A 19226-nucleotide genomic window follows, 5' to 3' on the forward strand; every position below is an offset into this window, starting at 1 on the left:
TAAATGATCAAAAACAATCAAGGTGATGGCAGTGTTCGCAGAGGAAAGAAGGGCCGCCATAGTAAGCAAGATCAAATCGGGTGCCCCCATATACGTGGCAGACCTGGTTCAAGAGTTCGGCGTCTCCGAGGCTACGATACGTCGGGATCTGGCAGTTCTTGAAGACATGAATCTGCTCAAGCGAACTCACGGCGGGGCCGTTCCTCCCAATTACGGCCTTGAACCCACCTTTCAAGAGAAGGAAATTCAAAACCTTAACCTCAAGGCAGCTATCGGAAAAATGGCCGCATCCTTAGTAAAAGAAGGAGAAACCGTACTGCTTGACGCTGGCACCACTACCCTGCAGATCGCCTCAAACCTTCGCGGACGCAATGTGACAGTCGCCACCAACTGCATAGATGTTGCAAATGTATTCCTCGACGATACTTCGGTAGAGGTTTGGTTATTGGGTGGAATCCTGCGAAAGGGCCCCCGATCTCTCGTCGGATTTTTGACCAACCAAGCGCTAAAGGCCCTTCGCTTTGACAAGGTCTTTCTGGCAGCAAATGCCATTGACGCCGATTTCGGCGTTACCACACCAAATATGACGGAAGCCGAGACAAAGCGCCATATGCTCTTCGCCGGCAAAAAAAAGATACTCGTCGCAGACCATTCAAAGATAGGCCTGGAGGGCTTGTGCAAGATATGTGATCTCAATGAACTTGATTTGTTCATCACCGACGACAAGGGAGATGAAAGAAAGGTCGAGCAATTAAAAAGAAAGGTAAAAGTAATTATCGCTAGCGAAGGGAGCGATGAAAGGTGACATCTATCGTAACGGTCACCCCAAACCCTGCAATAGACCACACCATATTTATCCCTAACTTCACAGCAGGAAGGGTAAACAGGGTCAAAAAGGAGCGCAAAGACGTCGGGGGCAAGGGTTTCAACGTGGCTTCTTTTTTAAAGGACTACGGCATAGAAGAAGTAGTTGCTACAGGTTTTCTGGGCAAGCACAACAAAGAGTTGTTCGAGCACTTCCTTGCAGCCAGAGGGATAAAAGACGAATTCGTGCTTTTAGACGGAGAAACGCGCACCAACATCAAGATCGTTGACGAGCAAAAAAAGGAGATAACGGACATAAATTTTCCCGGACTTCAATGCGACAAAAAAGTGCGCGCCAATTTACAAAAGATATTAACACAATTAGCCGAAAATAACGATTATTTCGCTCTATGTGGCAGCCTTCCTCCCGGCATCGACGACAATTTTTTTGCCGAAGTTACATCCATACTTAAATCCCTGGGCAAATTTGTAGCTTTAGACACGAGTGGCCCTGCATTGAAAAAGGCTTTGAAATCGAAGCCTGACCTCATAAAGCCCAACATCGCAGAATTTTGCGAGATTTTTGGCCTCTCAAATCCCTCCTTCGACCAAATCGTAGAGGGTTTAAAAAAACTGCTTTCCCTGGGTATCAAAACCGTATGTCTCTCCATGGGCGAGAAGGGAGCTTTTTTCGCTGAAGACCACACCCTCATACAGGCCATACCTCCCAAGATCGACGTTTTGACCACTGTTGGCGCCGGAGATGCTATGGTAACCGGTTTAATTGCAGGTGCGGTAAAAGGAGAAGCTCTATTGGAACGGGCTAAACTAGCGACGGCCTTTTCCCTCTGTGCCCTCACAAAATTGGGAACGGAACGAACGACACGGGAAAGAGTCCTGTCCGTTATTGAGAAAATTTCCGTAAAGGAGGTCAAGATATGAATATCAAGGATTTATTATCGGAAGGAAGGATACTGCTCGACTTAACGGCCGACGCAAAGGAGGATGTCTGGAGGGCTCTGGCAAATAAGATGTATGAGGATGGGATAGTCGCAGATGTAGAGGCATATTTAAGGGATGTGGCCGAGAGGGAAAAACAGGGGACTACGGGAGTCGGATTCGGAGTTGCCATACCTCACGCTAAATCCGATGCAGTAAAGGCTGCCGGCTTAGCTATGGCCAGGACCACCCAAGGAATAGACGTAGCATCCCTCGACGGGACAAAGGCCGACATCTTCTTTCTGATCGCTGCGCCAAAGGATGCGGATAAAGTTTATCTGCAAGCCCTTTCTAAGCTCGCAAGGTTGCTTATGCACGAAAACTTCAGGGAGTCGCTGAGAAACGCCAAGTCTCCCCGGGACGTCTTGGACGTCATCGAAAGACAAGAAGAACAGATGAGTTAGAGGGAAGGAGGAAACAAAGATGGCAAAGATAGTTGCTGTAACAGCTTGCCCGACAGGAATTGCCCATACTTACATGGCAGCAGAATCTTTGAAGGTTGGAGCAGAAAAGTTAGGCCACGAAATCAAGGTCGAGACAATGGGGTCGGCGGGTTCCGAGAATAAGCTAACGGATGAAGATATAGCCCAAGCTGACATCGTCATCATCGCAGCCGACACAAACGTAAATATGGAGAGGTTCGCAGGGAAACCAATATACATGACATCTACGGGAATAGCGATCAAAGATGGCGTTGCCGTGATAGATGAAGCATTGAAGAAAGCCACGGTTACTATGGAAAAAGAGGTCGCCAAGATAGAGGAGATGAAGGCTCAGCGATCGGCACAAAGGTCTGGAGTATATAAGCATCTAATGACTGGTGTGTCCCACATAATCCCCATAGTTGTGGCCGGAGGGCTGTGCATTGCCCTCTCCTTCGCCTTCGGAATACATGCTGCAGAAGAAGAAGGCAGCTTGGCAGCAGCGCTCATGAGGATAGGCGGCGGAGCGGCGTTTGCCCTCATGGTCCCGGTCCTTGCCGGTTATATCGCCTACTCCATAGCCGATAGACCAGGCCTTACTCCGGGCCTCATAGGCGGTATGCTCGCCAATCAAATAGGCGCAGGTTTTCTCGGGGGTATATTGGCAGGTTTTATCGCGGGTTATATTACGCTTGGGCTTAAAAAATCCATAAAACTCCCGAAAAGCCTGGAGGGGCTCATGCCAGTTTTAGTCCTGCCTCTTTTATCTTCTCTGGCAACGGGATTGCTCATGATATACGTTATAGGCACGCCGGTAAAAGGCATAATGGACTGGCTTACCGTGAGCCTTAACAATATGAGCACCGCTAACGCAGCTATTTTGGGATTGATACTTGGAGCAATGATGGCCGTCGATATGGGAGGCCCTGTAAATAAGGCAGCTTACGCCTTTGCCGTGGGCCTTCTTGGGAGTAACACTTTCGAGCCCATGGCCGCGGTTATGGCCGCAGGTATGACGCCTCCATTGGGAATTGCTTTGGCCACGTTCATCGCAAAAAATAAGTTCACAAAAGAAGAAAGGGAAGCCGGCAAAGCTGCAGCGGTCCTTGGAGTGTCCTTTATAACTGAAGGAGCTATACCCTTTGCCGCCGCCGATCCTTTGAGGGTAATACCCTCAATCATTGCTGGCTCAGCCGTCACTGGAGCACTTTCCATGTTCTTCCGCTGCACCCTCAGAGCTCCCCATGGAGGTATTTTCGTCCTCCCCATCCCGAATGCCGTCGGAAATCTTGGTTTTTATATAATAGCCATAATCGCCGGAACTCTAGTAACGGCTGCCTTGGTAAGCGCACTGAAACCCAGAAAACAATAAAAGCTAAACATGCCTTAAACAAACAAAGAGGTGTCCGCAAAGGACACCTCTTTGTTTGTTTAAGTTAGCATAATTCTAAAGGCGCTACCATCCAAGATGTTGTAGAGAAAACCAACCTTTCTTACCCTACTGCTCATAGATACCTGGAGTATCTAGCAATGTCAGGCTTGGCTTCCAAAGAACCCAAATACCAAGATGGGCGCTCTGGAAGACCTAGATTTATCTACTACCTTTTAGATTCTTGCACTTCACCTAAACACCCCTTCACTAGGATGTCTTTCAGAGGTTAAGACCAAGAATTTATGAAGCATTATTTGAAAGGATCATATGCTTCGACCAAAAAATTTTCCCCTTCCTTCCCTTGCTTTAAAAAGACCATTATCGTATATCACTTCACCTCGCGATAATGTAGTACAGACTTTGCCCTTTATCGTCATCCCTTCGTAGGGTGAAAAGTCCGTATTCATATGCAAATTATTGGAACTTATTGTCCATTCTTGATTGGGATCCAGAATTGTTATATCGGCATCTGATCCAATTTGAAGCGCCCCTTTTCTGGGAAAAAGGCTATATATCCTGGCTGGATTTTCCGCAAAAAGCTTCACCATGACCTCCAGGGAAATGCCTCGTTTTAAGACGCCTTCGCTAAAGAATAAAGGCAGCGAAGTCTCCACGCCGGGCAAACCGTAGGGCAGGTCGAGAAAGCTATCCTTCCAGCTTTTTTGCTCTCTAGTAAAGGGACAGTGATCCGTCGCTATCAAGGAAATATCTCCGTTGCTGATGCCTTCCCAGAGAGCCTGAGCGTCCATGGAGGTCCTCAATGCGGGAGAAGCGGAGTATAAGTGGCCCTCCACACCCTCATATACTTCCTTCGTAAGCAGGAGATATTGGGGACATGTCTCAGCTGTCGCTTTTGAATAAAAGCTTCTGGCTCTCTTAAAGGCCTCCAAACCTAAAGCGGAGGATAAATGCACTATATGCACCCTGGCGTTTGCCCTTTCCGCCAAGTAAATGACATCGCCTACTGCCAGGGCTTCGCAAAGAGGTGGCCTTGCCTTGGCCAGAGTACTCATATCGCCAATCTCACTACGATCCAATGAACTAACGATATGGTTAATTATCTCCTCGTCTTCTGCATGTACTATGGCCAATGCTCCCAGGTCGCCTATCGTCTCAAAGGCATCGAAAAGCGCTCCTCTGTCGGTCCTTCTGCCGGAGGAGCTGTAGGCAGTGAAAAACTTAAAACTGGTAACTCCCATTTGCGTTGCCTTCAAGATCTCCCACGACCTGGATCTGTGCCAACCGATAATTTCAGCGTGAAGCGTATAATCGATGTAGGATTTTTTGGCTTCATCGAGCCTGCTTTCTATATCTTCAGGAAGGGTTGAATCTCTGTCGCCCACCGTAAAATCTATGACGGTCGTGACTCCGCCACAGGCTGCAGCTTTTGTGCCAGAAGCAAAATCATCGCTCGAACGGGTGCCAGAAACGGGAAGCTCCATGTGAACATGAGCATCTATCACGCCCGGCAACACGAGTTTGCCTGAGGCATCGACAACATCTTTTCCTTTTAAATCATAACCTATCGCCGCTATACATTCGCCTGCGATGCCGATATCCCCTTTAATCGTTCCAAAGGGACTACCTACTATTTTGCCACCTTTAATTACAACATCATACATCAGATCAACCCCCGATCGTCTGGGTTTCCCGGCCATAAAAAAGGCTTCATGTTTATCGTTATGTCAAGATGGGAAATTTATCGGATTTCTAAAGGATATCCATTTGCATTATACTATCAAAGAGAAGGGGGAGTTGTATGGGATTAGGATTAATGGTTTTTATTGGATCTGTTTCTTTGATCTATTTTTTTGCCAATTACTACATTTACAGGCACATATCTGTTTTGTGCCATTCTCCTTTGGGAAAAGTTGTGTTGATTGTCCTTGTTTTGGCCATGATCGCCTACCCCTGCGGCCGTCTGCTTCAGGCCTTCACCTCCCTTGAAGGTATCGCCAAAATATCCGCCATGGTCGGTTCTTACTATTTTGCTTTCATGGCCTATGCATTTTTATTGAGCCTCTTCATAGACATTTACAGACTCATGTCTTCTCTCTTCTCTTTTATGCCGCTTTTGGATGTCACTTTAAGAGCGCACATATGGAAAATAAGCGTCGTCCTCATAATGGTCCTGATCGTAATTGGCAGCATTAACGCAAGAAGAACGCGAACAGTGGCATTAAACCTGGAGATGCCGAATGTCAATGCGACTTTGGATTCCATCCGAGCCGTAGCCGTATCGGACGTGCATGTAGGTCTCTTCATGAACAACTCTCGCATAAAAGATCTTGTGAGCAAAATTAACGATCTGTCTCCGGACTTGGTGCTTTTCGTGGGCGATATAGTAGACGAAAGCGTTTCCGTTGCGATGGAAGAAAGCCTGGCTGAGGAATTAAAACAATTGAATGCTCCCTTAGGTGTATATGCCGTTGCCGGCAACCACGAATATTACGCGGGAATAGAGGAAGTCGAGAAATACCTCGCCAGGGCAGGAGTGAAGCTGCTCCAAGATGAATTCGCGATCATAGAAAATTCACTAATTCTTGTAGGCAGAAGGGATATTACGGCAAATCGCATAGAAAGGTCAAAACGCATTCCCTTAAACGAAATACTCCAAGAAGTTTCAAAGGATCTCCCTGTCATGGTTTTAGACCACACGCCCGTCAACTTAGACGAGGCGGCATCTCAGGGAGTTGCCATTCAGCTGTCTGGCCATACGCACAACGGTCAGATGTGGCCATTTAACTTAATAACAAAATTGATATTCGAAAAAAGCTGGGGGGTTTTGCAAAAGGACAAAACTTTAATTTACGTATCCAGCGGGTATGGAACTTGGGGACCTCCGGTCCGTCTGGGATCAATGCCGGAGATAATCCTTTTGAACCTGAGGTTCATCAATTCAGTACAAGGAGGTAGTGAGTGAAATGCCCTTTTTTACGATATCAACCTTTAACGCAAATTCCGTCAGAAGCAGGCTTCAAATCCTCGAAAGATGGTTGATAAAAAACCCCGTAGACGTCTTGTGTCTGCAAGAGACGAAGGTAAGCGACGATCAATTTCCGGCATCGGCCTTCGATTCCTGGGGATACCACGTCTTTTTCAGGGGAAGGAAAGCTTACGCCGGTGTGGCAATTGCTTGCCAAGGGGAACCCAATGAGATCATTTATGGCTTCCCCGACGGCAAAGACGGAAAGGACGACGACAGACTGATGATCGCCAGGTTCGACGACCTGTGGGTAATAAACACTTACGTCCCCCAGGGCAAGTCCATTGACCATCCCGATTATCGATACAAAAAGGACTTTTTCCGGCGATTCCTCGATTTGCTGGAATCGGAGTTTAAGGCAGATGACAAGATAATTTGGGTGGGAGACATGAACGTAGCCCCAGAGGAAAAGGACGTAACGAAACCGGAAACGAAAAGAAACCACGTATGCTTTCATGAAGAGATAAGGGATATTTTCGACACCGTCAAATCCTGGGGTTTTGTGGACGTCTTCAGAAAACACCACCCGGAAGAAGGACAGTACACATTTTGGGACTATAGGGTCAAAAATGCTCTTGAACGAAACATAGGCTGGCGCGTAGACCACATATTAGCTACGCCTTCCGTAGCAGATCGCTCAGTGGATTGCTACATAGACAGGGAACCCAGATCATGGGAAAAGCCGTCGGATCATACTTTTCTCGTCGGCATATTCGATCTTTAATTTAATCTTAAAAATTACCCACAAAAGCCAATGAATACGCTTGGGAGTACCATGAGGGGAATATTTTTGGTCCTTGGGGCGACCACGATTTGGGGAACGAACGGTCCCGTAGTTCGTTTCGTCGACGGTTTTGGAGTCGGCCCTTTTCTCATAACGCTTTTTCGCATAACCGTCAGCACCTGTATTATCATCTCTCTCGCCCCCAAACCCCGAAGCGCTTTGATAATTCCCCGTAAAGAGGAGATGGGCAGAGCGCTTTTTTGGTTGAGCTCCCTTGGGCTTATCAGCTCGAACTTGGGCCTTAGCATAGCCTTTTTGAGGATATCCGTAGGAATGACGATGATCCTGTATTACACCGCTCCGATTTGGGCTATGATAGGAGCCTGGGCTATAGCTCGAGAGCGCCCCTCTCTGGTGCAAATTCTGGCCTTAATACTCTCTCTGTGGGGAGTTTACTTTGCCGTATGGGATCCCAGCGAGGGCTTGAAGTTCGACATCATTGGCATTCTCTGCGCACTGGCCGGCGGTGCCGGTTATGCCCTCTACCTTTTAAACGGAAGATACGGACTCGGCAAAAAATCGCAGTATAAGGCCTATTTGCAAAGTTTTCTATGGGCATCGGTAATCTGTTGGGTCGCCGGGCTTTATGGAGGAAAAGCAGCGGATCTATTCAAGGCCCCGCCGAAAGCCTACCTTGGCCTAATGTATATGGCATTATGCACCTCCGCCATTGCCTTTGGCATGATCTCGAGATCCCTTAAATATCTATCTAGCTCTATAGCTTCGGTATTATCCATGAGCGAAATTCCCCTCTCTATGATGTGGGCCTTTCTATTGCTTGGAGAAAGGCCGGAAAAAAGCGCGATCATCGGCGGAGTCTTCATATGCATTGCAGTCATCATGTTGTCGCTGGAACCTTTATTCTATTGTAGAAGTAATAAATAGATGTTATATTATATGCGTCAGAGCCTGAGGCAAAAGGGGTGTGAGAGATGGAACACTACTGGAAGATCAAATGCCCGGTTTGCGGTGCCGAAACTATATCGTCCACAAAAGAAGACACACAAGTTCATTGTTCACACTTCAGCAGCTTTTTCCCTGAAAAATCTCTCGTCATCTATTACAACGATCTGGGAGAAGAGGTCGCAGTAAGCCTTGAATCCGTCGGACAGACATGCTACAACTTCTCCTGCCCTCTCTGTAAGGAGAAAATAGAGGCCTGTGCAACGGAAGGGGCACATCAATATTTCATAAAAACCAATTGCACTCATTTCGTATCCCTGCAAAGGGGAGAAGGAGATAAAATCTCTGCAATCTTTGCAGATTCCTACAATAACATTTTCCCCATGGAATTGGGATAGCATCCAACTCGAGTTTCATCCCTCCCTTTTTCTAGAAAAAGGGAGGGATGAAACTAAATTTTACCTTATTTTACCTTTTTCTGGGCAGCTGATGAATGGCCTCTCCTTTGACTCCCATCACCGCCTCGTGGAAAGCTTCCGCCAGTGTTGGGTGGGCATGAATGCAGGAGATCAACTCCTCTGCGGGTATGCCAGCATGCATGGCTAAGGCCGCTTCGTGTATGAGGTCGCTGGCGTGGGGTCCGATGATATGAACGCCCGCCAATTTGCCGTCGCCGTAGGCCAATACCTTTACCAATCCATCTTCTTCGCCCATGGCAATGGCCTTGCCGTTGCCGGCAAAGAGGAACTTGCCGACGGAGTAATCGATGTTATCTTTTTTCAATTCCTCTTCGGTCTTCCCCACAGAAGCGACTTCGGGAATGGTAAAGACCGCTGCAGGAATGGCATCATAATTTATCCTGTCGGCTTTACGTCCGAACATGGCCTCGACAGCCACTTTACCCTCCTCTGAAGCGACATGGGCAAGATAGGGCGGACCTATTACATCGCCGATGGCGTAAATTCCTTCAACGGAGGTCCGATAGAATTCGTCCACGATTATGCCCTTCTTCCCCGTTTCAATTCCCACTTCCTCGCAACCAAGGCCTTCAACGTTGGGGACGTTGCCCGTCGCTACCAAGACCAGGTCTGCATTTAGCGTAGCCTCTTCCCTGTCACTTGAAGCGTAAACGGTTAGGCCCTCTTTTCCCTGCTCTATTCTGTCTACGAGCATGCCCTCATAAAAGGTTATGCCCCTCTTCTTTAAAAGCAGCTTTATTCGCTTGGATATTTCGCCGTCCATTAACCTGAGAACTCTGCTTCTAACCATTACCGTAACATTGGATCCCAGAGCATTGTATATGCTGGCAAATTCCATGGCTATATATCCGCCGCCATATATAAAGAGGTTATCGGGCAGATCCTCGTACTCGAGCAACTCCCTGCTGGTCACTACTCCCCTCAAACCCATCCCTGGAATATCAGGTACGGCCTGTTTGGAACCGGTAGCGATAAGGATGAATTTAGCCTCAATCTCCTCCCTGCTGCCGTCGGACTTCGTTATAGATATCGTGTTCTTGCCCGATAATTTAGCCTCTCCCTCGATGACGTTAACCTTGTATCCCTTTAATAATTGAGCCACTCCTCCCGTAAGTTTGTCGACGGATCTCCTCTTCCAGGCATGCACTTTGGCCATGTCCACCTTCGCTTCGCCGACGACAATTCCGGTCTCTTCCATTCTTTGGGCCAACAGGACGCTTTCGGCACTTTGACACAAAGCCTTCGTTGGAATGCAACCATAGTTAAGACAGGTTCCTCCAATTCTATCCCTTTCGACGACGGTAACCGTGGCTCCAAGCTGTGCGGCTCTTATGGCGGCCACGTAACCCCCGGGCCCTCCGCCAATTACGACTAGGTCGCTTTTCATCAGCTTTATCCCCTTTCTCAAATATTTAAAGGCGCCTCTTGCGCCATTATTTTATGGCAAGAGACGCCCTTCGTCCGGATTTACGAGTTTACGCTTCGAAGTCCCATTTCACCACGGGTCTTTTGGCTGCCGTCACTTCGTCCAAGCGAGTAACAGGAGTGTTCTTCGGTGATTCCTTTACAAGGTCTGGGTTTTCTTCCGCTTCTTTTGCTATAGAAATCATCGTCTCAGCAAAGGCGTCCAGCGTCTCGACGCTTTCCGTCTCCGTGGGCTCTACCATCATGGCCTCCGGTACGATCAGCGGGAAGTACACGGTCGGGGGATGGAAACCGTAATCTATTAGCCTCTTTACCATATCAAGAGTAGTGACGCCCGTAGCTTTCTTCTGCTTGTTGCCGGAGATGACGAATTCGTGCTTGCACCAACGATCGAAGGGAAGTTCAAAATAATCTCTAAGTTTTTTCAAGAGATAATTCGCGTTCAAGACGGAGCATTCGGCAACTTCCCTCAAGCCCTCAGGTCCCATGGTCAAAATGTAAGCGTAAGCTTTAACCATTACGTTGAAGTTACCGTAGAAGGACCTTACCTTTCCGATGGAAAGGGGCCTATCGTAATCGAGATAGTATCTTTCGCCCTCCTTTTCCACAGTGGGAACAGGCAAGAAGGGTACAAGTTCCTTTGTAACAGCTATCGGTCCCGATCCCGGCCCGCCTCCGCCGTGGGGAGTGCTGAAGGTCTTGTGAAGGTTCAAATGTACTACGTCAAAGCCCATGTCGCCCGGTCGCGCCTTCCCTAGATTTGCGTTGAGGTTGGCCCCGTCGTAATACAAAAGACCGCCTGCGTCGTGTATTATCCTGGCAATTTCGGTTATCCTTTCCTCGAACAATCCGAGCGTATTGGGGTTCGTCAGCATGATGCCGGCCACTTCGTCGCTCATCAGTTTCTTTAGATCTTCGACATCCACGTTTCCGCGCTCGTCGGATTTCACTTCCAGCGCTTCGAATCCCACCATGCTGGCCGACGCAGGGTTCGTGCCGTGAGCCGAATCGGGTATTATGATCTTCTTCCTCTTGCCCTCTCCCCTCTCTTCCAGGGCGGCCTTTATGATCATCAAACCCGTCATCTCGCCATGAGCACCTGCAGCAGGCTGTAACGTGGCCCTATCCATGCCGGTTATCTCGCACAACATCTTCTCCAGGTCGTACATGAGTTTCAGCGCGCCCTGTACCGTCTCCTCCGGCTGATAGGGGTGAAGCCGCAAAAAACCCGGCAGGCGCGAGACGGCCTCGTTTATCTTCGGGTTGTACTTCATCGTACATGACCCTAAGGGGTAAAAGCCTAAGTCGACGGCGTAGTTGAGTTGAGATAACCTGGTAAAATGTCGAACTACGTCGACCTCAAATACCTCGGGCAGCCTGGCATCGATCTTTCTCGCGAATTTTTCCGGGATTTTTTCGCCGGCTTCAGGCACATCACAAGCAGGAAGAGAGTAAGCCTTCCTTCCCGATTTACTCAACTCAAATATGAGCTCAACGGGCTTTTTCATCGCACTTCACCCCCTGCGATCCCGACAAACCTGTCGATCTCTTCTTTTGTCCTGCGTTCTGTCACGGCGATCAGCCAGCCGTTTTTGATCTCCGGGTACTGCCCGGAAAGATCGTAGCCCCCGATAAAACCTTCCTTTAGGAGCTTCTCGTTGATCTCCTTTACCGGCTTGGGAGCGATGAGGACGAACTCTTTGAAGAAGAAAGCGTTGAAGGCGCGCTTAAAACCCCTCTTTACGAGCTCATCCATTGCGTAGTGCGCCTTGTTGTAACAAAGTTTAGCTACTTCCTTAAGTCCTTCCTTTCCCATAGTGCTCATATAGACCGCACCCATCAGGGCGCATAAGCTCTGGTTGGTGCATATATTGGAGGTTGCCTTTTCGCGACGTATGTGCTGCTCTCTAGCCTGCAGTGTCAAGACGAAACCACGACGACCTTCGGTATCTACGGTCTGTCCGACTATGCGTCCCGGCATTTTCCTCAAAAGTTTCTCCGTCGCCGCCAAAAAGCCAAAATGGGGGCCACCGAAGGATGCCGGATTGCCGAGGGCCTGTCCCTCACCAGTAACGATATCGGCTCCCAGTTTTCCCGGGGCTTCCAATAGTGCTAGAGATATGGGGTCAGCACTTACGATAAGCATGGCACCCTTAGAGTGAGCCAGTTCCGCTATGGACGCCAAGTCTTCGATAACGCCGAAGAAGTTTGGACTTTGAATCATGATTGCCGCAACTTTGTCGTTCAATTTACCCTTAACGTCCTCTAGATCAACCTGTCCGTCCTTGTATCCGAATTCCTCTACCTCAACTCCCCTAAAATGGGTGTATGTCCTTAAGACCGATCTGTATTCGGGGTTTACCGCTTTAGAACAAAGTACCTTTTCCCTTTTGGTCGCAGAGCAGGCCATGAAGGCAGATTCGGCGAAGGAAGAGGCGCCATCGTACATGGAAGCATTGGTCACGTACATACCTGTAAGCTCACATATCATGGATTGATATTCAAATATCGCCTGCAACGTCCCCTGACTTATTTCCGGTTGATAGGGAGTATAGGCAGTGTAGAATTCTCCCCTCGATATAATCGCGTCGACTACGGAAGGAACGAAATGATCGTAAACGCCCGCTCCCAAAAAGCAAGTGCAGTTGCCCAAATGCAAGTTCCTGCCGGCCAATTCCTGCGTATGTCTGACCAAACAGTCCTCTGCTAGGGGCCCCGGTATATCGTAATTTCTCTCCATTCGCACCTCTTTGGGAATATCCTCAAAGAGTTCGTCCACAGATTTGATTCCAAGGGCCTCGAGCATCCTCTCCTTATCTTCACGCGTATGGGGGATGTAATTCCACATTATCCCATCGCCTCCTCCTCTTCTTCGCAATGCTTGGCGTAGCTTGCGGCGTCTAAGAGAGCCTCCACCTCCTCAGGATTATTCATTTCGATCGTGGCGATCCAGTTCTCATAGGGATCCTCGTTGAGTAACCCCGGCTCATCTTCGAGAGCATCGTTTACTTCGGCTATTTCTCCCGAGACGGGAGAATATACATCGGAGGCAGCTTTGACCGATTCTATAGAACAAAGCGCCTCTCCCGCCTCGACCAGTGAACCCACTTCAGGAAGCTCGACGTAAACGATATCGCCTAGGTGCCCCTGGGCGAAATCAGTAATTCCGACGTAAGCTTTATTGCCCTCCACTCTCACCCATTCGTGCGTTTTCGTATACTTTAAATTTTCCGGTATGTTCATGACTCGATGCACCTCCTGCTTCTTTTTTGCTTCTTTTACTTTTTGTAACGCCTTTTGTAGAAAGGCGTCTCTACCACCTTGGCAAGCCTGTCCTTTCCCCTTATATCGACATGCACTTCTCGACCGATTTCTACATAATCGATATCCAACAATGCCAGAGCAAGATACTTTTCAAGCGACGGGGCATACGAACCTGATGTTATCACACCAACACTTTTGCCCTGTGACTTCACCTCGTAACCATGCCTCGGTACGCCCTTCTCGACCATCTCAAGGCCAGCTATCTTGCGCTTTAAACCCTTCTCCTTTTGTTCCAGGAGGCTCGCTCTCCCAATAAAATCTTCCTTGGACAGCTTAACGAAGAAGCCCAGACCGGCCTCAAGGGGAGTTATATCCTCCGACAGCTCCTGTCCGTACAAGGGCAGGCATGCCTCAAAACGCAAGGTATCTCTTGCCCCAAGTCCCGCCGGGACCAGGCCTTCTTCCTTTCCGGCTTTGAGCAATTCGTCCCAAATATGACCTGCATCGCCAGGCAGCAGATAAAGTTCGAAGCCGTCCTCGCCGGTGTATCCAGTCCGCGAAAGCAAAAGGTCCACACCTCCCACCGATACACGGTCCTTAAAAGTATAGAATTTCATTTCATCCAAAGCGACATCGGTAAGCTTTTGAAGTATGCCCTCTGCTTTAGGGCCTTGGATAGCTATCTGAGCGTATGAATCCGATACGTCTTCCGCCTTGACGTCGAACTTTTTCGATTTATCAACAATCCATTGGTAATCCTTATCTTTATTGGCAGCGTTTACGACCAAGAGGAAGCGATTTTCATCGTACATATATATCAACAAATCGTCTACAACTCCGCCATGTTCGTAGCACATAGGAGAATACATCACCTTACCCGGGACCAACTTAGTTACGTCGTTGGTTACGAGGTAATTGATGAACTTCAAAGCGTCCTTACCCTCGACAGTTATTTCCCCCATGTGAGAGACATCGAACAGGCCTGCTGCCTTTCTGGTAGCCAAATGCTCTTCGACTATGCCGCTGTATTGCACGGGAAGGGCCCATCCAAAGAAATCTACCACACGACCGCCCAACGCGACGTGTTTCTCGTAAAGAGGCGTCTTTCTCATTTCTCTCTCCTCCCTTTTTTCGTATTTCATCCATCTGCTTCTTATTCGATTACATCGAAGATGTACCATATATCATAGCATAGTGGCAATTGACAGGTAATATCTCAATTAACTATTTTAGCCTGGCATCGGCTTCCTCTTTAGATATTCTGGTGAGTTCATTGCGGGGCAACATCTTCAGCAGCTTCCAGCCAATATCTAGGGATTCGCTAATATCTCTATCCTCATCGTAGCTTTGTTTTATAAAGGAGTTCTCGAAGGACCTCCCAAAATCCATGTAGGAGATGTCTATTTGGCTAAGCTCGTCTTCCCCGATGACGCTCGCCAGAGCCCTGACGTCTTGGACCCTGCTGTAAGAAGCGTACAGTTGGCTTGCAAGGTCAGGATGGTCTTCTCTGGTGTAGCCCTTGCCTATGCCGTCCTTCATGAGCCGCGAAAGGCTGGCCAATACATCTATGGGAGGATAGATTCCCCTGGAATCCAGCTCCCTCGATAACACGATTTGACCTTCCGTTATGAATCCCGTGAGGTCTGGGATGGGGTGGGTAATATCGTCGTTGGGCATCGTGAGGATCGGGATTTGTGTCAGGCTTCCCTGGATCCCCTTCAAGACCCCGGCTCTTTCATAGAGGGAAGCAAGGTCGCTGTACATATAGCCCGGATAGCCCTTACGGCTTGGCACCTCGCCTTTGGCGACACCTACCTCCCTTAAGGCCTCACAGTAGTTCGTAATGTCGGTCATGATGACCAATACGTGCATATTGAGCTCGAAGGCCAGATACTCTCCCACGGTCAGGGCAAAGCGCGGCGTGGCTATTCGCTCGATGACGGGATCATCGGCAAGGTTTAAGAAGACAACCATGTTTTTGGTGCGCCCCTTCTCGAAAAGTTCCTCCATAAAGTAAGCTGCATCATCTCGTTTCACGCCTATCCCTGCAAAAACGACGGCAAAGTTTTCCTCCCCTACCAACTGGGACTGGTTGGCAATCTGCACGGCAAGCTTGTTGTGAGGTAGCCCGTTTCCCGAAAATATGGGAAGTTTCTGCCCTCTGATGAGTGTGGCCAATACATCTATGGCCGATATCCCCGTTTGAATGAAGTTTCTGGGATATACCCTTGCCATGGGATTTAAAGGAGATCCGTTAACATCCCTGCTATAGGCAGAATAAACGGGCCCGCAATCGTCCCTCGGTTCGCCCAAACCGGAAAACACTCTGCCGATAAGCGCAGGAGATAGTTTCATCTCGAGAGGCCTCCCTAAAAACCTTACGGCAGTCGTTTCTGGAACCAGGTCCGAAGTGCCGCTGAAAACCTGCACCAACGTGGCATCTTCGCCGTTCAAAACAACCTGTCCCAACCTGTGATCGCCGTTTTTCATCCTAATTTGAGCAAGCTCTCCAAAGCCCACGTCTGGTGTTCCTTTAAGCAGGACAAAGGGCCCATATATCTGGTCTACGCCCATGTGATCTATCAAGGGCATCGATATCACCTTCCCCTTGCAGCCAAACGTTCGCTGCCGGTCTTTTCCATGAAAGCATCAAGTTCCTCCCGTATTTTAGGCAGTTGAGCTTCCAACTCCTCTGACGATAACTCTTTGAGATGCACGAGGTTTGCCACAGTATCTCCTCCTCTCAGAAGGGAAAAGGGCACCCCCTGCCTGATCAAGGCGGAAGCCCTGTCGTAAAAGTGCATTATCAAAGAAAGAATGGCAAAACCCTTCGAAGGAGGCGAAAAGGAATCCGGACCAAAGGCGCCCTGCTGCAAGTAGCCGTTTTTAATCAAATAAGAAGTAAAGGCAACCAATCTCTCGCTGTCGGGCAATACATCCTCGCCAACAAGACGCACTATCTGCTGGATCCTTTCGTCTTCTGCTAATAGGTCCTTGGCCTTTTTTCTGAGCTCGCTCCAACCGGTATCCACATTCAAGGAAAACCAGTCTTCGACCTCGCCAACATATTCGCTGTAGGAATCCACCCAGTTGATCGCAGGAAAGTGCCTGGCATTGGCCAAGCTTTTGTCCAGCGCCCAGAAACATCTCACGAACCTCTTGGTATGCCTTGTTACGGGCTCAGTGAAGTCTCCGCCAGGAGGCGATACGGCACCGATTATTGTAACGCTTCCCATGTCGCCGTTAAGCGTTACCACCCTACCTGCCCGCTCATAGAATTCAGCAAGTCGGCTTGGCAGATAAGCGGGAAACCCCTCTTCAGCCGGTATCTCTTCCATCCTTCCGGAGATCTCCCTCAAAGCTTCCGCCCATCTCGATGTCGAGTCGGCCATCACGGCCACATCGTATCCCATATCCCTGTAATATTCGGCCATGGTAATGCCGGTGTAGATGGAAGCTTCCCTTGCGGCCACAGGCATGTTTGACGTATTTGCCACCAATATGGTCCGCTCCATCAATGGCCTGCCCGAGCGGGGGTCTTCCAATTCAGGAAACTCCTCCAGGACATCGGTCATCTCGTTGCCTCGCTCCCCGCAACCTATGTACACCACAACTGTGGCCTCGCTCCATTTTGCCAACTGATGTTGAGTTACTGTCTTTCCCGTGCCAAATCCACCGGGGATGGCCGCGGCGCCACCCTTAGCGATCGGGAAAAATCCGTCTATGACGCGCTGCCCTGTTATGAGGGGCTCTTTGGGCGTCAGGTGCTGCCTGCATGGCCTAGGCACCCTAACGGGCCAACGCTGTACCATAGGAATCTCTATCTCCTGGCCACGGCTATCCCTTACTTTAGCCACAGTTACGTCTGCTTTAAAGGTTCCCTTTGGCAGCACGAAGGTAAATTCGCCTTCTAGGCCCGGAGGGACCATTACCTTATGGGAAACCAGAGGGGTTTCTTTTATAGTTGCTATGACGGTCCCCGAAGTTGCGATATCTCCAACTTTTACCTCGGGTTCTAACTCCCACGTCTTTTCGGTATCTATCTCAGGAACTTTTATGCCTCTGGGGATGAAAATGCCGCCCTTCTCGTAAAGCGCCCCCAAAGGTCTTCCCACTCCGTCAAATATGTTGCCTAGCAATCCGGGCCCAAGGGCGATGGAAAGCGGTTCTCCCCTGCCAAATACCGGCTCACCCGCTTTGAGTCCTTGAGTATCTTCGTAAACCTGTATTGTGGCCTCGTCTTCATCGATGCGTATGATTTCGCCCATCAGTCGCATTTCGCCCACATAAACCATCTCGTGCATAGCAAACTCACGTATGCCCCTGGCTTTGACCACAGGACCGTTTGTCATGATAATTATGCCCTGTTTTTCCAATTTCGTTCCTCCCCTATTGCCAAATCGCCATCAGCCTTTCCGTCAACGTATCGCTCATCTCGACGACCTTGGTCTGCCAATCGGAGTTGACCTGCCGGTTGCCCATGTCGTCGATCAACCACAGCCCCCCAAGTATAGGGGCTGGAGTGGAGTCAAACCTCATATCGATTTGAGGACGAAGCTCCTTGCTTCTGGATACGATCCTTTCTCCGAGTGGAGAATCTATCGCCGCAAGCCTCAAAGACCCCTTCTTAAGATCGACAAGGGCCTCTTGAGCTTCCAAAAGGAGGCCAAGGAGTATCATCCAATGATCTTCTCTGGACCTCAAGGCAACGAGTTCGTCCAAAAACACGGCCTTGGCCTGGGTGATCAATCTATTCTGAAGGCGCAGCTTTTCCCTGGATACCTCCCTTTCGGCGGCCAGCAACTCCCGGCGTCTTATCTCTTCGGCCCTACGACGAGCATCGTTTATTATCAGATCGGCCTCCTGATCGATCTTGACCAATTCTTGAGAAAGCCATTCATCGGCTTCCCGTTGAGCCTTTTGCGTTATCCTCATAACCTCGGCTTCTGCCTTATCCAAGATGAGATCTCTCAAAGCACCCAATTTCTGCGTATCTACGTCAGTCACTCTATCTTCACCCCGATCGCTTCATGGAGGTACTTGGTCAGAAAATCGGCCTCTCTCGTCGTTCCGTGCCTATCGGGGATCTCAACCACCAGGGGAAGCTTTGTCTTTTCCCTGATTTCCTTGATAAGATCTGGGATTGTTGCAGCCGCCTTTTCGGTGATGAGAAGTATTCCTACGTCCTCCATCTGCAGCGCTTCATTTACGGCCTTCGCAGTCTCTTCAGATCCGTGTGCTTCCACTCCGGAGACCCCTGCAAGACGCATCCCGACGATGGAATCGTGATTATCGCTGATCAAATGTGCCCTCATTTCACATCCTTCCCAGTATCAAGAGGGCTATGATAAGACCGTAAATGGCGATCCCTTCGGCCAGCCCCAAGAAGATCAAGGTCGAACCTAGCATCTCCGGCTTTTCGCCCACAACCCCCAGAGCCGATGATCCCACAATGGCCACTGCAATGCCTGCCCCCAGACATCCAAGGCCGGCCGACAGAGCAGCTCCAAGATACCCCCAGCCTGAAACGCTCGCTGCATCACCCTGAGCGTAGCTTACCGTCGGAAATATGGTCAAACAAAAGCCAATGCCCATGGCCAATGCCGTCAAAAATACGAAAGCCCTCAAAAGCCCTTTGCTATTCCTTGCCTTTCTTTTGCCCATGATCGCTCCTGTGCAGACCAAAAGGACAACCGCCATAACGACCAACTTAACTCCCATAACGTTC

General features: G+C 49.2%; 20 protein-coding genes. 8 read left to right on the forward strand and 12 right to left on the reverse strand.

Annotated features, from left to right (window positions below; translation table 11 throughout):
- Positions 1-25: 25 nt before the first annotated feature.
- The 5 genes from BLU12_RS06435 to BLU12_RS10215 all read left to right on the forward strand — a co-directional run bounded on the left by BLU12_RS06435 (position 26) and on the right by BLU12_RS10215 (position 3887).
- On the forward strand, positions 26-805 hold the full coding sequence (locus BLU12_RS06435; RefSeq protein ID WP_091461474.1) for a DeoR/GlpR family DNA-binding transcription regulator: 780 nt from the start codon (positions 26-28) through the stop codon (positions 803-805).
- Positions 802-1746 (forward strand): 1-phosphofructokinase, encoded by a 945-nt coding sequence (pfkB, locus tag BLU12_RS06440; RefSeq protein ID WP_091461475.1) that lies wholly within the window; start codon positions 802-804, stop codon positions 1744-1746. The genes BLU12_RS06435 and pfkB overlap by 4 nt, the downstream gene beginning before the upstream one ends.
- On the forward strand, positions 1743-2207 hold the full coding sequence (locus BLU12_RS06445) for a PTS sugar transporter subunit IIA (RefSeq protein WP_091461477.1): 465 nt from the start codon (positions 1743-1745) through the stop codon (positions 2205-2207). Before pfkB ends, BLU12_RS06445 begins: the two co-directional genes overlap by 4 nt.
- A gap of 19 nt (positions 2208-2226) precedes the next feature.
- Entirely contained in the window at positions 2227-3597 is a 1371-nt protein-coding gene (locus BLU12_RS06450) for a fructose-specific PTS transporter subunit EIIC (RefSeq protein WP_091461479.1), read from the forward strand.
- An 89-nt stretch (positions 3598-3686) separates the two neighbouring features.
- Positions 3687-3887: a hypothetical protein gene (locus tag BLU12_RS10215; RefSeq protein WP_327020380.1), complete on the forward strand. Its 201-nt coding sequence runs from the start codon at positions 3687-3689 to the stop codon at positions 3885-3887.
- Positions 3888-3920: 33 nt separating this feature from the next.
- Here BLU12_RS10215 and hydA read toward each other — a convergent pair whose 3' ends face one another.
- On the reverse strand, positions 3921-5279 hold the full coding sequence (gene hydA, locus BLU12_RS06460) for a dihydropyrimidinase (protein WP_234945523.1): 1359 nt from the start codon (positions 5277-5279) through the stop codon (positions 3921-3923).
- A 137-nt stretch (positions 5280-5416) separates the two neighbouring features.
- Here hydA and BLU12_RS06465 point away from each other — a divergent pair, with 137 nt between their 5' ends.
- From BLU12_RS06465 to BLU12_RS06475, 3 genes are all read left to right on the forward strand, one after another.
- Positions 5417-6580 (forward strand): metallophosphoesterase, encoded by a 1164-nt coding sequence (locus BLU12_RS06465; protein ID WP_091461482.1) that lies wholly within the window; start codon positions 5417-5419, stop codon positions 6578-6580.
- Position 6581: 1 nt separating this feature from the next.
- Entirely contained in the window at positions 6582-7367 is a 786-nt protein-coding gene (xth, locus tag BLU12_RS06470; protein WP_091461483.1) for an exodeoxyribonuclease III, read from the forward strand.
- Positions 7368-7433: 66 nt separating this feature from the next.
- On the forward strand, positions 7434-8312 hold the full coding sequence (locus BLU12_RS06475) for a DMT family transporter (protein WP_234945524.1): 879 nt from the start codon (positions 7434-7436) through the stop codon (positions 8310-8312).
- Between the two features lie 131 nt (positions 8313-8443).
- Here BLU12_RS06475 and BLU12_RS09960 read toward each other — a convergent pair whose 3' ends face one another.
- From BLU12_RS09960 to BLU12_RS06530, 11 genes are all read right to left on the reverse strand, one after another.
- Positions 8444-8638 (reverse strand): hypothetical protein, encoded by a 195-nt coding sequence (locus BLU12_RS09960; protein WP_159428513.1) that lies wholly within the window; start codon positions 8636-8638, stop codon positions 8444-8446.
- A 160-nt stretch (positions 8639-8798) separates the two neighbouring features.
- Positions 8799-10196 (reverse strand): dihydrolipoyl dehydrogenase, encoded by a 1398-nt coding sequence (lpdA, locus tag BLU12_RS06485; RefSeq protein WP_091461615.1) that lies wholly within the window; start codon positions 10194-10196, stop codon positions 8799-8801.
- 88 nt (positions 10197-10284) lie between these two features.
- Positions 10285-11742, reverse strand: a complete 1458-nt coding sequence (gcvPB, locus tag BLU12_RS06490; RefSeq protein ID WP_091461488.1) for an aminomethyl-transferring glycine dehydrogenase subunit GcvPB — start codon at positions 11740-11742, stop codon at positions 10285-10287.
- Positions 11739-13082, reverse strand: coding sequence for an aminomethyl-transferring glycine dehydrogenase subunit GcvPA (gene gcvPA, locus BLU12_RS06495; RefSeq protein WP_009202223.1), 1344 nt, complete (start codon positions 13080-13082; stop codon positions 11739-11741). The genes gcvPB and gcvPA overlap by 4 nt, the downstream gene beginning before the upstream one ends.
- Entirely contained in the window at positions 13082-13477 is a 396-nt protein-coding gene (gcvH, locus tag BLU12_RS06500) for a glycine cleavage system protein GcvH (RefSeq protein WP_009202222.1), read from the reverse strand. Before gcvH ends, gcvPA begins: the two co-directional genes overlap by 1 nt.
- Positions 13478-13512: 35 nt before the next feature.
- A complete protein-coding gene (gene gcvT, locus BLU12_RS06505; protein ID WP_040348912.1) occupies positions 13513-14610 on the reverse strand; it encodes a glycine cleavage system aminomethyltransferase GcvT in 1098 nt (365 codons plus the stop codon).
- A gap of 112 nt (positions 14611-14722) precedes the next feature.
- Positions 14723-16090 carry a V-type ATP synthase subunit B gene (locus BLU12_RS06510; protein WP_009202220.1) on the reverse strand — a complete coding sequence of 456 codons (1368 nt, stop codon included), beginning with the start codon at positions 16088-16090 and terminating at the stop codon, positions 14723-14725.
- Positions 16091-16095: 5 nt separating this feature from the next.
- Positions 16096-17874, reverse strand: coding sequence for a V-type ATP synthase subunit A (locus BLU12_RS06515; RefSeq protein WP_091461490.1), 1779 nt, complete (start codon positions 17872-17874; stop codon positions 16096-16098).
- A gap of 13 nt (positions 17875-17887) precedes the next feature.
- The gene (locus tag BLU12_RS06520) at positions 17888-18505 is read right to left on the reverse strand and encodes an ATPase (RefSeq protein ID WP_091461492.1); all 618 of its coding nucleotides are present in this window, start codon (positions 18503-18505) and stop codon (positions 17888-17890) included.
- Entirely contained in the window at positions 18502-18813 is a 312-nt protein-coding gene (locus BLU12_RS06525) for a V-type ATP synthase subunit F (RefSeq protein WP_091461494.1), read from the reverse strand. Before BLU12_RS06525 ends, BLU12_RS06520 begins: the two co-directional genes overlap by 4 nt.
- Before the next feature lies 1 nt (position 18814).
- Positions 18815-19219 carry an ATP synthase subunit C gene (locus BLU12_RS06530; protein WP_040348815.1) on the reverse strand — a complete coding sequence of 135 codons (405 nt, stop codon included), beginning with the start codon at positions 19217-19219 and terminating at the stop codon, positions 18815-18817.
- Between the last annotated feature and the right edge of the window lie 7 nt (positions 19220-19226).

It is taken from the genome of Acetomicrobium thermoterrenum DSM 13490, assembly GCF_900107215.1.
Taxonomy (GTDB): Bacteria; Synergistota; Synergistia; order Synergistales; family Acetomicrobiaceae; genus Acetomicrobium; species Acetomicrobium thermoterrenum.

Excerpts from the sequence above, each read along its gene's own strand:
- BLU12_RS06435 (WP_091461474.1), top strand. The coding sequence starts at position 26 with ATGGCAGTGTTCGCAGAGGAAAGAAGGGCCGCCATAGTAAGCAAGATC.
- BLU12_RS06445 (WP_091461477.1), top strand. The coding sequence starts at position 1,743 with ATGAATATCAAGGATTTATTATCGGAAGGAAGGATACTGCTCGACTTA.
- BLU12_RS06450 (WP_091461479.1), top strand. The coding sequence starts at position 2,227 with ATGGCAAAGATAGTTGCTGTAACAGCTTGCCCGACAGGAATTGCCCAT.
- hydA (WP_234945523.1), bottom strand. The coding sequence starts at position 5,279 with ATGTATGATGTTGTAATTAAAGGTGGCAAAATAGTAGGTAGTCCCTTT.
- BLU12_RS06465 (WP_091461482.1), top strand. The coding sequence starts at position 5,417 with ATGGGATTAGGATTAATGGTTTTTATTGGATCTGTTTCTTTGATCTAT.
- xth (WP_091461483.1), top strand. The coding sequence starts at position 6,582 with ATGCCCTTTTTTACGATATCAACCTTTAACGCAAATTCCGTCAGAAGC.
- BLU12_RS09960 (WP_159428513.1), bottom strand. The coding sequence starts at position 8,638 with ATGAGTGCAATTGGTTTTTATGAAATATTGATGTGCCCCTTCCGTTGC.
- lpdA (WP_091461615.1), bottom strand. The coding sequence starts at position 10,196 with ATGAAAAGCGACCTAGTCGTAATTGGCGGAGGGCCCGGGGGTTACGTG.
- gcvPB (WP_091461488.1), bottom strand. The coding sequence starts at position 11,742 with ATGAAAAAGCCCGTTGAGCTCATATTTGAGTTGAGTAAATCGGGAAGG.
- gcvPA (WP_009202223.1), bottom strand. The coding sequence starts at position 13,082 with ATGTGGAATTACATCCCCCATACGCGTGAAGATAAGGAGAGGATGCTC.
- gcvH (WP_009202222.1), bottom strand. The coding sequence starts at position 13,477 with ATGAACATACCGGAAAATTTAAAGTATACGAAAACGCACGAATGGGTG.
- gcvT (WP_040348912.1), bottom strand. The coding sequence starts at position 14,610 with ATGAGAAAGACGCCTCTTTACGAGAAACACGTCGCGTTGGGCGGTCGT.
- BLU12_RS06510 (WP_009202220.1), bottom strand. The coding sequence starts at position 16,090 with ATGCCCTTGATAGATCACATGGGCGTAGACCAGATATATGGGCCCTTT.
- BLU12_RS06525 (WP_091461494.1), bottom strand. The coding sequence starts at position 18,813 with ATGAGGGCACATTTGATCAGCGATAATCACGATTCCATCGTCGGGATG.
- BLU12_RS06530 (WP_040348815.1), bottom strand. The coding sequence starts at position 19,219 with ATGGGAGTTAAGTTGGTCGTTATGGCGGTTGTCCTTTTGGTCTGCACA.